The 13,775-nt window shown below is 58.0% G+C and carries 19 protein-coding genes and 1 pseudogene; 11 read left to right on the top strand and 9 right to left on the bottom strand.

Annotated elements, in window-relative coordinates:
- Positions 1–469 precede the first annotated feature (469 nt).
- The 7 genes from L6D82_RS25305 to L6D82_RS28775 all read right to left on the bottom strand — a co-directional run bounded on the left by L6D82_RS25305 (position 470) and on the right by L6D82_RS28775 (position 6,144).
- Positions 470–1,072 (bottom strand): terminase small subunit, encoded by a 603-nt coding sequence (locus L6D82_RS25305; RefSeq protein ID WP_236191885.1) that lies wholly within the window; start codon positions 1,070–1,072, stop codon positions 470–472.
- A gap of 318 nt (positions 1,073–1,390) precedes the next feature.
- Positions 1,391–1,723, bottom strand: coding sequence for a phage holin family protein (locus L6D82_RS25300; protein WP_093099977.1), 333 nt, complete (start codon positions 1,721–1,723; stop codon positions 1,391–1,393).
- A 529-nt stretch (positions 1,724–2,252) separates the two neighbouring features.
- Positions 2,253–2,612, bottom strand: a complete 360-nt coding sequence (locus tag L6D82_RS25295; RefSeq protein WP_093099975.1) for a PA0613 family protein — start codon at positions 2,610–2,612, stop codon at positions 2,253–2,255.
- Complete coding sequence (locus tag L6D82_RS25290; protein WP_236191884.1) at positions 2,605–4,824, bottom strand: VapE domain-containing protein; 2,220 nt, start codon at positions 4,822–4,824, stop codon at positions 2,605–2,607. The genes L6D82_RS25295 and L6D82_RS25290 overlap by 8 nt, the downstream gene beginning before the upstream one ends.
- On the bottom strand, positions 4,814–5,038 hold the full coding sequence (locus tag L6D82_RS25285) for a TraR/DksA family transcriptional regulator (protein WP_093099971.1): 225 nt from the start codon (positions 5,036–5,038) through the stop codon (positions 4,814–4,816). Before L6D82_RS25285 ends, L6D82_RS25290 begins: the two co-directional genes overlap by 11 nt.
- Complete coding sequence (locus L6D82_RS25280; RefSeq protein WP_108224732.1) at positions 5,031–5,549, bottom strand: phage regulatory CII family protein; 519 nt, start codon at positions 5,547–5,549, stop codon at positions 5,031–5,033. Before L6D82_RS25280 ends, L6D82_RS25285 begins: the two co-directional genes overlap by 8 nt.
- A gap of 319 nt (positions 5,550–5,868) precedes the next feature.
- Positions 5,869–6,144 carry a YdaS family helix-turn-helix protein gene (locus L6D82_RS28775; RefSeq protein WP_373870917.1) on the bottom strand — a complete coding sequence of 92 codons (276 nt, stop codon included), beginning with the start codon at positions 6,142–6,144 and terminating at the stop codon, positions 5,869–5,871.
- An 80-nt stretch (positions 6,145–6,224) separates the two neighbouring features.
- Here L6D82_RS28775 and L6D82_RS25275 point away from each other — a divergent pair, with 80 nt between their 5' ends.
- The 9 genes and pseudogenes from L6D82_RS25275 to L6D82_RS25235 all read left to right on the top strand — a co-directional run bounded on the left by L6D82_RS25275 (position 6,225) and on the right by L6D82_RS25235 (position 10,176).
- Positions 6,225–6,986 carry a LexA family transcriptional regulator gene (locus L6D82_RS25275; RefSeq protein WP_093099965.1) on the top strand — a complete coding sequence of 254 codons (762 nt, stop codon included), beginning with the start codon at positions 6,225–6,227 and terminating at the stop codon, positions 6,984–6,986.
- A 264-nt stretch (positions 6,987–7,250) separates the two neighbouring features.
- Positions 7,251–7,841 (top strand): hypothetical protein, encoded by a 591-nt coding sequence (locus L6D82_RS25270; protein WP_093099961.1) that lies wholly within the window; start codon positions 7,251–7,253, stop codon positions 7,839–7,841.
- A gap of 10 nt (positions 7,842–7,851) precedes the next feature.
- Entirely contained in the window at positions 7,852–8,133 is a 282-nt protein-coding gene (locus L6D82_RS25265; RefSeq protein WP_236191883.1) for a phage antirepressor KilAC domain-containing protein, read from the top strand.
- Positions 8,134–8,158: 25 nt separating this feature from the next.
- Entirely contained in the window at positions 8,159–8,299 is a 141-nt protein-coding gene (locus tag L6D82_RS25260; protein WP_164486587.1) for a hypothetical protein, read from the top strand.
- Positions 8,292–8,672, top strand: coding sequence for a pyocin activator PrtN family protein (locus L6D82_RS25255; protein WP_236191882.1), 381 nt, complete (start codon positions 8,292–8,294; stop codon positions 8,670–8,672). The genes L6D82_RS25260 and L6D82_RS25255 overlap by 8 nt, the downstream gene beginning before the upstream one ends.
- The gene (locus L6D82_RS25250; protein WP_236191881.1) at positions 8,669–9,136 is read left to right on the top strand and encodes a hypothetical protein; all 468 of its coding nucleotides are present in this window, start codon (positions 8,669–8,671) and stop codon (positions 9,134–9,136) included. The genes L6D82_RS25255 and L6D82_RS25250 overlap by 4 nt, the downstream gene beginning before the upstream one ends.
- Positions 9,133–9,576 (top strand): annotated as a pseudogene (locus L6D82_RS25245) (DNA cytosine methyltransferase); the annotation flags it as partial. The gene L6D82_RS25250 and the pseudogene L6D82_RS25245, both read left to right, overlap by 4 nt.
- Before the next feature lie 148 nt (positions 9,577–9,724).
- Entirely contained in the window at positions 9,725–9,904 is a 180-nt protein-coding gene (locus L6D82_RS25240) for a hypothetical protein (protein WP_236191880.1), read from the top strand.
- Entirely contained in the window at positions 9,901–10,176 is a 276-nt protein-coding gene (locus L6D82_RS25235) for a pyocin activator PrtN family protein (protein ID WP_093099948.1), read from the top strand. Before L6D82_RS25240 ends, L6D82_RS25235 begins: the two co-directional genes overlap by 4 nt.
- 1 nt (position 10,177) lies before the next feature.
- Here L6D82_RS25235 and L6D82_RS25230 read toward each other — a convergent pair whose 3' ends face one another.
- Positions 10,178–11,302 (bottom strand): site-specific integrase, encoded by a 1,125-nt coding sequence (locus tag L6D82_RS25230; protein ID WP_236191879.1) that lies wholly within the window; start codon positions 11,300–11,302, stop codon positions 10,178–10,180.
- Positions 11,303–11,404: 102 nt separating this feature from the next.
- Here L6D82_RS25230 and dusA point away from each other — a divergent pair, with 102 nt between their 5' ends.
- Positions 11,405–12,415 (top strand): tRNA dihydrouridine(20/20a) synthase DusA, encoded by a 1,011-nt coding sequence (gene dusA, locus L6D82_RS25225; protein ID WP_236191878.1) that lies wholly within the window; start codon positions 11,405–11,407, stop codon positions 12,413–12,415.
- Between the two features lie 75 nt (positions 12,416–12,490).
- A complete protein-coding gene (locus tag L6D82_RS25220; protein WP_236191877.1) occupies positions 12,491–12,871 on the top strand; it encodes a DUF2388 domain-containing protein in 381 nt (126 codons plus the stop codon).
- Here the strand turns inward: L6D82_RS25220 and L6D82_RS25215 are convergent, their stop codons facing one another.
- Positions 12,872–13,705, bottom strand: a complete 834-nt coding sequence (locus tag L6D82_RS25215) for an undecaprenyl-diphosphate phosphatase (RefSeq protein ID WP_103386753.1) — start codon at positions 13,703–13,705, stop codon at positions 12,872–12,874. It abuts the gene before it with no gap.
- Positions 13,706–13,775: the final 70 nt, after the last annotated feature.

Below are 13,775 nucleotides of genomic sequence, written 5' to 3'. Positions count from 1 at the left end.
GTTTTTCGCCGGTAACCGACATGTACGCTGGTGTTGCCATGGGAGGTGCTCCTTGCGGATAAAGTTAGGGTGCCCGGGAGGCGAAATCGCCCGGTGGGTGGCTGACTGTTATCAAGGAGCGTGCCAGTTTTTCAGAAACCTTGTAGATCAGGGATATGGCACGGAGAGAGCTGTTTCTTGGGCGAAAAACCCTGCATTTCAGGCAAAAAGTGCGCAAGAAGTTGCGCAGTACTGCGCAACTTCTTGCGCACTTGGCTGCAGGCGTTGTGGCGTGTGGGCTGTAGCGATTTTAAAGGCAAAATATTATGACCATGTGCGCAACTTCTTGCGCACTTTCAAAAAGGATCACTCAACACATCAATGACTGATTTTTTTCATAGCACGAAGTCAGAACAGCATTTTTAGATGGACAAACATTAGAAGCACACCTTTGCACAAACCATAACAAACCGTAAGCCAATGGCTATTCTCAACACTCCTCCAATTCAACGCCAAAATCATCACTTGAGACTTGGGCAATTTCATTAAGCCGCTGGCGCAATGCAGCGGTCAGCTGCCGCTCCACTTCCCATGGATCCGACAAGGCAGCGAGTTGCGGTGCCAATTGAGGCGACATACTCATCAGCGAATGATTGAGCGAACGTGCCGTTTCAAAAGCGGCCTTCTGCACGAAGCTGATCTCGACCAATTCACCCTGCGCCTTGCGAAACTCTATCTCAGCCATCCGCGCCAGGTAGTGCTCTCGATGCGCTCGTGCTTTCTGAAAGTCCGGAGTCTGCCCTTGCGCAGGGTCAACGGGCGGCGGCGCAGCCATTTTGGTCGGCTCGGATTGAGCTGCGACGTGGCTGTACACATCACGCTGAAGCCGATCCTGTTGGTGGCGAGCAGCGACGGCAGCCTTGCTCGGATCAGCGGTATCGCGGATCAATGCTTCGGTGGCCAGCACATCGACCTGCTTGCCATTGGGCGACAGCACCAACCGGCCATTCTCTTTCAGCCAGGTGATGTAGCTCGGTGATCGGCCGATGTGCGCAGCGAAGGCGCTCTTTGACAGGTACGTGACTGCGTTCATAAGCCCTCCTTTTCAGCGGCTTTTCAATGAATCCTTTCAAGATTTCAGTGGATTGAAATTTCAGTAAGCTGGCGGGCCTCCCACTAACAAGATCCCGCGGGTTTCCGACCCCGTGTCCTTTGGAAGTCCCCAGGGTCCCCGGCGGGTTTCTGCCCGGTCCGGTCGGTCGACTGCCGTGCCCTGCCCTCATCCCTTTGGAAAGACGGACATCCCTGCAAAGGTTTCAGCTAGAGAGATTCCGCGAGTTCGCTAACCCGTGTAGGGGGCGCCCCTTGGGGAGGACCCGGAAAAATCGGCGCCCTCCCCGGCCTGCCCGGCTCATGCCTTCGGCTCGGCCTCGCTCAGGTCCAGCCGCTTGGCCACCCAGCGCTCGTACAAGCCGATGGCGACATCGGCGCCGGCCATCGCGGTCAGGCAACCCAGGGCGCCCGCCGTCCAGATCGACAGGCCCGCGCCGAACAACAACATCATCGCCGACACGCCGCAAACGATGCAGGCACCGGACCGAAGTGCTAGCCGGCGCAGTAACGCCCAGCCTCGCGCCCCATCCTTGTCAGCACGCCACATCTCGCCGGACACGCCTCCAACCAATGACAGGGCAATCACCATCCAGATTGGCATCTCTGCCAGTGCCTGTTGCTCGTTCGTCATTGCCCTGCCCCTTAAACAAAAAGACCCAGCGCAATGGCCGGGTCAAGTGGTGGGTGGCCTGCCGCGCTTTGCGGTCGCACCCATCGAAGATGGCCCCTTTTTACAGGTCGATTCTGGTGGCAGCAAGACCGTTTTAATGCCATCCGGTGAATGTGTGGCTTATGCCCGGTGAACGGCTGGCGAATGTCGGTGAATATCTATCCCGGCTTTCTTTTGCTGTTATGGCGTCCCATGCGTCCCACCTTCTTAAAACAAGGTGGGACGTCTGAAAGCCCCGCAGATTGGGGCTTTGCCCCACCGTCCTACTTTTATATCTCTTTTCTCGTGTATAGAGAGAATATTTAAAAACACGCGTGCGCGTGAACACGCGCATTGATGCCCGCTACGCATACACGGGCGGGAGGCATGAAAAAGGTGGGACGGTGGGACAGCCCAACAACGACGGGGCCTGCGCCCGTCCCACCACCGCAAAAAGCAGTGGGACGGAGGCAGGCCAGCGGGACGGCGTGAGCCAGAGTAATGCCCACGATCAAGCCGCTTCCCCCAGGAGGAAGTGCTCAACCACGATGTGAGCGTCATGCAGGCGCTGGTAGTAAAGGTTGCGTGTGCAGCCACTCTCAGCCAGACGCGCAGTCAGAGGCACATCAGGCTGGAAGTAATGCACCTGGACCACCGTCATCAACTCGGGATCAAGGCGTTTCTTGACGATGCGCTCGATGTCCAGGGAGGCCTCCAGCGGCACCCTGCTCCCGCGCCTTCCGCGCACAAGCTGGCCACCGCTTTCCATCATCATCGCGACCATGTTGCCGCCCGAGTAACCGGCGGCGACCTCATCGCTGTGCAGCTCCTGCGCCCATTGCTTGAGGGCCATATCGATTGCCTTAATCATCGAAGCACGGTTCCTCGAACTCAGGTTGTTCCAGCGCCGGCGCCCTGCCCCAACCCTCAGGTTTCTTGTACGCCCAAGGCCGCTGGCCGCTCTTGCTCAAGGCACCCAAACGGAACCGTCGCCACCCAAGCCGATGCAGGATCGCACCCACGCGCATCTGCTCAGGCTTGCCCCAGTGACCGGGATCGAGCTTGAGCGCCTGCCCCATCACTTCACTGCCGGTGGTGGTCTCGCCGATCTGCGATTCTTCGAGCCAGGTCAGGATGGGCGTTTCCCATTCGTCCACTACAAAGCGATCGTCCTGTTCCTCGCTGAACATCGGCGCTTCCTCTCGCGTTACCCACCAGAGATCGCCGGCCTCAAAACAGAACATCGCTTCGGCCCACAGCTGGTCGCGGATCTCGCGCAGCAACGCCACGTCGACCTTGGTACAGGCCACCGGCCAATAGCGGCGGTTGCCGGTGGCATCCTTGAGATACTCGTCCTGGTTGGTGGTACCGACGAAAACACACTGGCGTGGCACGTCCAGCGTTCTGCGGCCATAGCTTTCGCGGTAGGTGTCAGTCGATGCCGAGAAGAACTGCTTGGCCTTGGTGCTCTCGGCCTTGTTGAAGCTGTCCAGCTCGCCGAGCTCGACGATCCACTTGCCGCGGATCGCCTGAAAGCCGTCCTTGTCACCGAGAGCAAACGGCGTATCCATGAACCACTCACCGCCGAGCACGCTCATGGCGGTCGACTTACCGGCGCCTTGTACGCCTTCGAGGATCATCACCGAGTCGGCCTTGCAGCCGGGCTTCATCACCCGCGCCACGGCCGAGATCATCCAGCGTTTGCCGACCTTGGACGTGTAATCGGTTGCCTTCACCCCCATGACATCCGTCAACCAACGTTCCAAGCGCGGCACACGATCCCACTCGAGCTTTTTCAGGTACTCACGCACCGGGTGAAAGGCGTGGTCGTGCGCCACCACGCTCACCGCTTCAATCACGTGCGACGACTTCACACGCAGGTTGTACTGCTGTGCGAGCCACTTCATCACGCGCACGTCGTCGATGTCGGCCCACTCGCCGGTGCCACCGCCATAAGGCGCAGCACGCAGCTTGACGATCTTCGAGCTGAAGGCGCAGTAGCTGATTACCCCGGCCCAGCGTTCGTCGTGAGCGAGGATCAATTCGACGTTCTGCATGTGCGCGATCAGGGCGCCGCTCTCGCTGCGAGCCAGCTGATCTTTCCAGCCACCGGCAGCGGGTGGGCGGACCACGGCTAGCACTTGACGGCGAACAGCTTCGAGGCCTTCGGTGACGTGCAGGTCGTTGAAGTCAGTCCACTTGTCTTGACGCTCTATCGAGAAGATCGGCGAGACCACCTGGGCACCGACGATCAGGGCGGCGTTGCTCGCTTTCTCCTCACCCGGGTTCCACGCATCGCCGTTGGGCTTGGTGGTCTTCCAGTCGTCATCGCGGCAGATGATCAGCGGGCAACCCGCAAAGCGCTCGCGCATGACCTTGCACACTGCTAGCAGGTTGCCCGCATCGAAGGCCACGGCCACCGCAAGCGACGTCGCCATGTGCAGGCTGGCACCGGTGGCGTAACCCTCACACACCAGCACCGGTTCGCCCGGCACCGGATGCGGACCGAGCAGGTGGAACGTGCCCTCCTTTGCCATCCCGTAAGGCCAATAGGATTTGTCGCGGCCGGTGTCTTCCTGTTTGTTCGGGAAGATCACCTGCAGACCCATGATCTGATCACGAGCGTTTTTCATTGGGACCAACACGGCGCCGGTTCGTGGCGCGTAGCGGACGTTGATGCCGACGATCTGTTTGCGGTCCAGGTAATCGCTGCGCCCGGTGGTCGGCATGCGCTCGAACAAACCCTGCGCCCTTTTCGCGGCCCGCCGCGCAGCGTTGTTCGCGATTTCGGCGGCGCGGCGCTTGGCTTCTTCCTGGCGGGCGCGCATCACTTCGCGCTCTTCCGGCGACATTCGACCGGCCTTGACCTTGATCTTCTGCGTCTCGCCCGAACGCCAGTCACCGAAGGCGCCGAAGATCAGGGTGTCGCCCTTCTCCGTGCGCTGCTCGTGGACAACGTACCAGCCGTTCTTTTCCTTGCCCTTGTCCTGCGATGTCTTGCAGCGGGTCAGCTTGCCGAACACCAGCGGTTGCGCTGGCTCCAGACCGTAATCGGCGAATTGGCCCAATACCTCATCGAGCATGCTGAATTCCTCGTTCCGAAAGGGACTGGCAGCTGATGCACTGCGAGCAGCCCGGTTGAGCCAAGCGACGGGCTTCCGGGATCGGGTCGTCACAGGCTTCGCAGAACAGCAAGGAATGAGCAGTGCTTTCGGCTTTGGCAGCGCTGCGCGCCGCCATGGCCTGATCGATGCGTTCCTGCACCAAGTCGTTGGCGAAATCGGCGATGTCAGCCACGGTCAGCACCTCGCGTCGTCTGGTTGACGTAGGTGGCGCGGTTGAACAACCCGAGCAGCCCTTGAATGCCCCGGAACACCTGCAGGCGAATCGCCGCGAGTTCCTGATCGGTGACGACACCGTCGCCGATGCTCTTGGCCCAGGTCTCGGCGAGATCCGCGACTTGGCGGAAGTATTCGGCGATGCCGGTGGTGAGAGTCTCGGGCATGTCGTTGGTATAGGTGTCGGCCAGCTCCTGCCAGATCGTGTCGCCGACCAGCGCATGCACCGCATCAAGAATGCGGCGATCCTTGGTCAGTTCGAGGATCTCACCGAACTCCTGAATGTTGATGGAGTGGCTCGGATGGGTTGGCGATAGTTTGTGCTGCAGCGTGGTCGAGTTACGACCGGTCGTGGCTGCAATGGCAGCAGCGCCGCCCGGGTAATCGCGAGCGGCGTGGTACAGCGCTAAATCGAGCGGCAGGATTTCCCGCTGCGCCCGTTCCAGAGAACTCAGAGCGATACGGCTCATGGCATTAATCCTAAAAGTTGCCAGTGCCGCGCGACAGAAGTTGGTGATACATTTGCCGCGTGGTCTGGAGAGGACCAAAGCCGGCTAGGTTCGTAAGACCAACACCGGCACCGTGCCGGGGCGAACAATCCGTTGTTCACCCCTGGCGCAACAGCTGCCAGCTCTGTGGTAAGAACGGCAGCAACACCAAGGCTTCCGAGCCTTGGAAACGCGATGAAAGTCGGCGGCATGTGGTGTGCTCGCCTTCCGACATCGCGACCCGATAGCATTGTGGTGATGCTGTCGGGAGAAAACAGGCGACCTTTGGGTCGCCTTTTTTCTAGTTTTTTTGGCTGTTGATGAAGTTGATCGGAGCGGGAAAGACTTCTGGTAGATCCGGCCTTAGCTCATGTGCGGATAACGCTCCTCGACAAGCTTTTACAATCAACGGCACCTGCTTAACGGGGACACCTCGGCGCATCCAGTTGAACAGTCGCTGAGGACTAACTCCGATAATTCGAGCGAAAGCCGTAGGAGAGCCAGCAGTGCAACCTATCGCTCTCTCAAGAGCGGAAACGGGTACAGGCCCCACTTGGGGTGAATTGAACGAGCTCATAGATTTACCTCGACACACCAAACACGAAACAAACAATACGTTTGTTATCGGAATACTGCAAGCGGGGTAACATACTGTTTATGAAAACACGGCTGATATCCAACAACGCTGAGCGCTTTGTGAAAGCGCTGGAGCTGACCAACACAGGTGGTACAGAGCTGGCTCGCGTACTCGGGTTAGAAAACGACCAAAATATTACGAACTGGAAAAAACGAGGGGTACCGGCCAATAAAATAAGCGCAGTAGCACTTGCGCTCGGGCTGAGGAGAGAGTGGCTCGAATACGGTGATCTGCCGATGTTTACGGATGATGCCGAGATCGTTTACGGGGTCACGGATGATGGAGAGCCCTATGAAATGACCTCCATTGTTCCATGGAACTCTGATCACTCAATTGAAAAAGATGATCTGGTGTTCTTGCTGACAGACCAGAGCGGAGCGCCTATAGAATCGAGCCAGGTTGACATACACAGCGCTCACAAACGTCATGTCACGCTTGACGTAGCAACTCTTAGAGAATGCGGGGTCAACGCGAATAATGCTGTGTTCATGCTGAACGTTGGGAATAGTAATCAACCCCTTCTTCCTCATGGCGCAGTGCTCGGCATTGACAAAGCTTTTACACGAATTGTCGATAGTGAATTGTATGCACTGACGCACAACGGCACCTTGAGGGTGAGGTTCTTACAGCGGTTATCCAGCGGAGCAATCAGGCAAAAATGCTTCAATCGTGAAGAGTATCCCGACAAAGAATACTCAATGGATCAGGTTCTCGAACAACGGATTGTCATCCTCGGACGCGTGTTTTGGTGGTCAGTAAGCAGACCTTTAGGCTCAGCCTAATCTCAAGAAACCAAACAAACCGCGTTGACCAAGCAGCAAACATATTGTTTACTCGCCTCACTCTTTACCACAGAGCGAGGCAATACCTATGCGCACCACCGCTACCTTACATGTCCATCCGACATGCGTAAGCAATCGCAACCTGATCGAACAACTACAGCTCACAACAGGCTGTCTGGTCGTCATTCATAACAGCAAACCCAAGCTAGTCGCCAAGTCCTGCCAGCCCTCTCCTATCGATCCGAACGGTGGAGGGCAAGCGGCATGATCAAGTACAAGGTCGACAACCGCACACTGCAGTTGCTCAACGCCCAGGTCAACCTGACCGAGACCTTCAACCACGTCCTGCGAACAGCACCGAAGCGTGATTGCCTAGCGTTTCGCCTCAAGGCTGAGCGCGGCACAGTGGAAAGCACTTTTGTCGTCGAACTGGGCAGCGAACGCCACACGCTGACCCTGCACAACGACAAGAAGATGCACCTCAAACTCGCCGACTTCATCGAAGAGATTGCCAACGGTCCGTTCGACGCGAGCAACTCCAGCGACCTGGTACATCGCCCGCATGCCGATCGTCAATACGGCCGTTTTGATGTCCAGGACAAGCAGCGCGTGTTCGAACTGGTGCACACCGGCGGTGTGCTGAGCCTCGACATGGGTTTCGAGCTTCCCCTGCATGTGGCGCTGCATCGCACCCATTCACGCCGGGGCGTCACCGCCATCTTGAGCATCGGCAACAAGAGCCCGCATACGCGTTGCTTCACCCTGTACGACCCCGATGCCGAGATCTACGCAAAGCTCATTGAGTCCATCAACCACCTTGCTGCAGCCGCCACTCCTGCTGCGCATGCTGCTTGAGGAGCCGTTTATGGAACGCACCCTCGCCCAAGCAGCCACTCAACTCGGCCTCACTCGCCCCAAACTGATCGCTCTCATGCGGGAAAAAGGTCTGCTCAAGGGAAACCTGCCGGCGAACCCGAAGCGAGACAAAGCGTACCTGCGGGTCAAGGACAGTCCTTGGTATGACGAGAAACACGGAATGCAGTACAGCCAGTCGACTCGGGTGAAGCAGGCCGGTATCCGTTGGCTGGCCGAGCAGTTGGACATTGATCTTCCTGCCATCCCGGCAGATCGCCGTGACGTGGCCTAGGGAGTACGCCCGCCAGATCATTGCCATGCGCACACGTGAGGAGCGCAACGCCGCGCTCCTCGAAGTGCCCGAACATCTGCGCGAGCTGACCAGACGCCACTGCCTGAACGCCTGGAACCACCCGGCACGACAACAACGCAAGGAGGCTCGACAAGGCCATGAGTAACGCTGCACAGAACCCGCTCCGCCTGCATCCGGCGCCCGAATCGGCCACCGTCGAACTGCTCTATCGCATCTTCGGTGACGTCCTGATCCCGCTGGAAAAAGTCCGCGAGCAGTACTTTCGCAATCTCAACGAGCAGTCGTTCGTGACGGAGATCAACAGCGGCCGGATCCAGCTTCCGATCACCACGCTGGACACCAGCCGCAAGGCGCTGAAGTACGCGCACATCCGCCACGTCGCCTCGCTGATCGACATCCGCGCCTACAAAGCGGATGAAGACATGCAGCGACAGCAGGACGGCCAACACCCTGTTACCCCCACACCACTGACGGCCGTCACCACCGGCCAACGACAATCCCAGGAGCACACCACATGATGACCCCAATACAAATCGGTGCACTCGTCACCCTGATAGTTCTGGCCGCCCTTCTGCTCTGGGGCGGTTACATCATGGGCCGCAGCGATGGCCTGGAGACAGGCCTGCGCGAGGGTGAAGACATCCAGCGCGCCGCAAGCGCCAAAACCATCCGCGAGCTCCAGGCATCCCTGCAGTTCATCCGGGCCGATCACACGCGCTTGGCATACTCCTGCAAACGATTTGAAGCAGGTCCACTCTTCGGCCCGGCCGAGCACCAGGCGCTGGTCGATATCGGCGAGCTACTGCGGATCGCCGCTGAGACCTTCAGCGCCTTTCGTACCGGCAAGAAGCTTGAGCGTGACGCCCGCTCACTGCGCGAACAGGTGCTTGCGATGGCTGCGCAGCTGCAACCAGGAATTCAAGACAACAAGGTCGGACAACCGCTCTCCGGCGCCGCGCAAGTCACTGTGGAGGCTGCGTGAATGAGTTGGCTCTTTTCGCAGGCGCTGGTGGCGGAATACTCGGCGGACACCTCCTCGGCTGGCGCACCGTCTGCGCCGTTGAGCGTGATGCCTACGCCGCACAGGTTCTGGCGCAACGACAAGCCGATGGACTGCTCCCGCCTTTCCCGATTTGGTCAGACGTGTGCAGTTTTGACGGACGACCATGGAGAGGCCTTGTTGACGTGGTTTCGGGAGGATTTCCTTGTCAGGACATCTCGGTTGCAGGCAACGGCCTTGGTATCGGCGGCGCCCGCTCCGGACTGTGGCAGCAAATGGCACGAATTACCGATGAGGTACGACCGCGCTACGTCGAACTGGAGAACTCACCATTGCTTGTGGGAAGAGGACTTGCCGTGGTGCTCGGTGACCTTGCCGAAATCGGGTATGACGCGCGATGGGGTGTTATTAGAGCGGCTGACCTCGGCGCCCCTCATCAGCGGGACAGGATCTGGCTCATCGCAGAAGACACCCGTCAGACGATGGCCAACACCGGTGGCGAGCATGGCAAAGGGATCCTCCCCTGCCGCACTAACTCGCCGATCGGGAGCCGACCGCTCGAACGATCGCATGGATCACGCCGTGATGGCACTGGATGGTGGTCATCTGAACCCGGAATGGGCCGAGTGGCTGATGGGTTGGCCCATCGGGTGGACCGACTTAAGGCCATTGGCAACGGACAAGTTCCAGTCGTGGCAGCAACAGCATTCGAACACTTGTCAGGATTTGAAAATGGGTGAAGGCGCATGAAAACCTTATTTCTGCTAATGGCTCAATACAACGGGCAAACAATCATTTCAATTAATCAAGTTTGTAAAGACTATTTCACACACCTAACAACCGATATGTTTCAGCGCAAAGTAATGGCTGGTCAAATTCGAATACCTATCACGAGACTCGAATCCAGCCAGAAAAGTGCTAAAGGAATTCACATAACAGATTTAGCAGCGTATTTAGACTTGCAGCGGGAGGCCGCGGTAAAGGAATGCAACCAGCTCAACGGAATTCGCCGAGCCAGCTAATTCACTGCTTACCCCAGGCGCCCAGCTTCACGGGCGCTTGAATGATCCTCTCTAACCATGGCCATTCGGCATAGTGGTCACCCTTCCCGCGAAGATGGGTATACCTACGCAACGAGTTCCAGTCACGGTGCCCGGACACGCTGGCCACCCGCGGGATATCCCAATCCATCTCAAACAACCGACTAACTCCGTCGTGTCTCAGATCGTGGAAGTGAAGATCTTCAATCTCCAGAAACTTGCACGCCTTCGCCCAGGCCGTAGAGATCGACGAAGAGTTGTAGGGGAAAATTTCCGCACGCTCTTTTGGCATGCTTTGCAGAATTCTCCAGGCTTCGTCGGGTAGGTGGCACCAAACATCATTGCCAATTTTCTGCCCAGGGTTTTTCATATCTCTCACCAGCACCCGCTGATTCGACCCATCGACGTCGTCCCACACAATTCGGCTTATCTCATCCTGCCGACGCGTGGAAAAAATCGCGAAGCCAATCACCTTCAGCATGTTGATCGAACTAGGTCGACGCTGCTGCATACTGACGAAGTGCTCCAAAAGTTTATCTAGCTCGTCTTTGGCTGGACGGCGATCGCGCTCCCGGCTCTTCATGTTGTAGCCGAGCTTCCTTAACACCTTCCGAGCGTCCGGCATCGCGTGAGGGTCCACCTCATACCCCCAAGCGGGACGCGCAATCGAAAGGACAGCCCCAAGGTGCGCCAAATCGTTACCAGCCGTTTGCGGCTGGACGCCGCCGCCCTCTTTACTCATTCGCCAGAGTGCAAAATCCACCAAGCGCTGACTGTTGATAGCCGAATCAACGGTCTGGCCAAACTCCGTCGCCGCGATAGAATTTAGAGTGGCTTCCTTGGTTTTACCCAACGGCCGGACTTTCTCCATTTCATCCAGGTACTGCTTGATCATGTCCTGTACGGTGACGCCCTTGCGGTTCGCCCGCTCGATCGCACCAGGCTGATCTAGCTCTGCCTCACGTCGCCGCACCCACGCTTGTGCCGCCTGTTTCCGGGCGAAGGTCTGGCTCTCTTGGTAGACTTGCGCTCCATCGCGAAACAGGCGTATCTGTGCCGTGTAACTGACTGAGCCATCGGTGCGTTTTCGTGCTCTGATCGTTGCCATAGTCGACTGGTACAATTCCGAAAGTGGTTGGTACATTGTACCAGCGACATCGAAAAAACGCCTGAAAACGCTTAAAAACACGCTATAAATACGTTGAGCCAAATGGTACCAAATACCCACTCAAGCCCAGTAAACTCAAGCCCTGCGCTGTCTCGGCGGTTCTCCGTTGCGCCCATGATGGATTGGACTGACCGTCACTGCCGGTACTTCCTACGCATCCTGTCGAAAAACGCCCTGCTCTACACCGAGATGGTCACCACCGGCGCTTTGCTCAACGGCGATCACGAGCGCTTCCTCCGTCACAACGAAGCCGAGCACCCGCTGGCCTTGCAGTTGGGCGGTAGTGTTCCGCTGGATCTGGCCGCTTGCGCACGCATGGCGCAGGAGCACGGTTACGACGAGGTGAATCTGAACGTCGGCTGCCCGAGTGATCGGGTGCAGAACAATATGATCGGGGCGTGCCTGATGGGGCATCCGCAGTTGGTGGCGGATTGTGTGAAGGCGATGCGTGATGCGGTGTCGATTCCGGTGACGGTGAAGCATCGGATCGGGATCAATGGGCGGGACAGTTATGAGCAGCTGTGCGATTTCGTCGGGACGGTGCGGGATGCCGGGTGCACCAGTTTTACGGTGCATGCGCGGATTGCGATTCTGGAGGGGCTGTCGCCGAAGGAGAACCGTGACATTCCGCCGTTGCGTTATGACGTGGCGGCGCGGTTGAAGGCGGATTTTCCGGAGCTGGAGTTCATTCTGAACGGCGGGATCAAGACGATGGAGGCCTGCCATGAGCATTTGCAGACCTTTGACGGGGTGATGCTGGGGCGCGAGGCGTACCACAATCCTTATCTGCTGGCCGAGGTGGATCAGCAGTTGTTCGGCAGTACCGCACCGGTAATCAGCCGGGCCGAGGCGCTGGCGCAGTTGCGGCCTTATATAGCCGAGCATTTGCTGGCCGGCGGCGCGATGCATCACATCACCCGGCATGTGCTGGGCCTGGGCACCGGGTTCCCGGGGGCGCGCAAGTTTCGTCAGTTGTTGTCGGTGGATATCCACAAGGCCAAGGATCCGCTGGCGTTGCTGGATCAGGCGGCGGAGTTGCTGGCCGGGCGTTGATCGACGCTTGGAGCGTGTGGGCAACGAATGAGCGTTGCCCGGTGTTTTGCTGTACTGACAGGATGTCTTTTGGTTATGCCCACGTTCAGCTGTGTTTTATTCAAGCGTTTCACCCTCCTCGCTTTACTCTCGACTCTCTATGCAAGCGCCTATGCATCCTGTGATTTTGCGAAGGGGTGCGGCAACGGGGAAAATGGCCCTTTTCAATCTACCCAAATGTCTGGTTTTCTGGTTTTCACGACGACGATGGTCACAGTCGACGGGATGTCGGACATTTCCGGACTGAAAAAACGTGTGTATTCGGTAGAGGAAATAGAAGCGGCACGTTATTTCCTCGCCAGTGACGGCATGCTGCAAGGCGCGTATTTCACCTCGGCGTTGCAGCGGTTTCGTCAGGATTCGCCCGACTCTGAATTGAATGACCTCGCCGTCGCTGCGCTGCTCAGCAGTCAGTAATCAGCTTGCCGCCGCAGCCGTCCAGTTGACCCAACCAAATTGCCAGGTGGCAAGGATCAGCAAGCCGAAGGCGATGCGGTACCAGGCGAAGGTGGCGTAGCTGTGGTTTGCAATGAACTTCAGCAGGCCGCGCACGGCGATCATCGCGAAGATGAACGCTACGACGAAGCCCAGGGCGAAGACCGGCAGGTCGCTGCTCTGGAACAGTTCGCGGTACTTGTAGCCGGAATACACTGCAGCGCCGACCATGGTCGGCATCGCCAGGAAGAACGAGAACTCCGTGGCGGCCTTGCGTGACAGGCCGAACAGCAAACCGCCGATGATGGTGGAACCGGAGCGCGACGTGCCTGGAATCATCGCCAGGCACTGTACGCAACCGATCTTCAGCGCGTCGGCCCACTTCATGTCGTCCACATGGTCGACACTCACTACATGATCCCGCTGCTCGGCCCACAACATCACGATGCCGCCCACGACCAATGCAACGGCAACGGTGATCGGGTTGAACAGGTATTCATGAATCGTGTCGGCGAATAACACGCCGAGAATGACCGCCGGGAAAAAGGCGATCAGCAGATTGCGGGTAAAACGCTGGGCATTACTCTGGGTCGGCAGGCCTTTGACGATCTCGAAGATCTTGGGGCGAAACTCCCAGACCACGGCCAGAATGGCGCCCAGTTGAATGATGATATTGAACGCCATGGCGCGTTCGCCGCCGAACTCCAGCAAGTCGGCAACAATAATCTGGTGGCCCGTACTGGAAATGGGCAGGAACTCGGTCAGCCCTTCTACCGCCCCAAGAATCAGCACCTTGAACAAGGTCAGTAAATCCATTAATCCTCCGTCAGAGCGCTCTTTGCGGGCGCCCTGTTAAATGCATTCAGGCATTGAGTATCTGAAGTAA

The organism is Pseudomonas paraglycinae (assembly GCF_021601625.1).
GTDB lineage: Bacteria > Pseudomonadota > Gammaproteobacteria > Pseudomonadales > Pseudomonadaceae > Aquipseudomonas > Aquipseudomonas paraglycinae.
The sequence above is the reverse complement of the archived record's forward strand: the minus strand, read 5'-3'. Positions and strand labels throughout refer to the sequence as shown.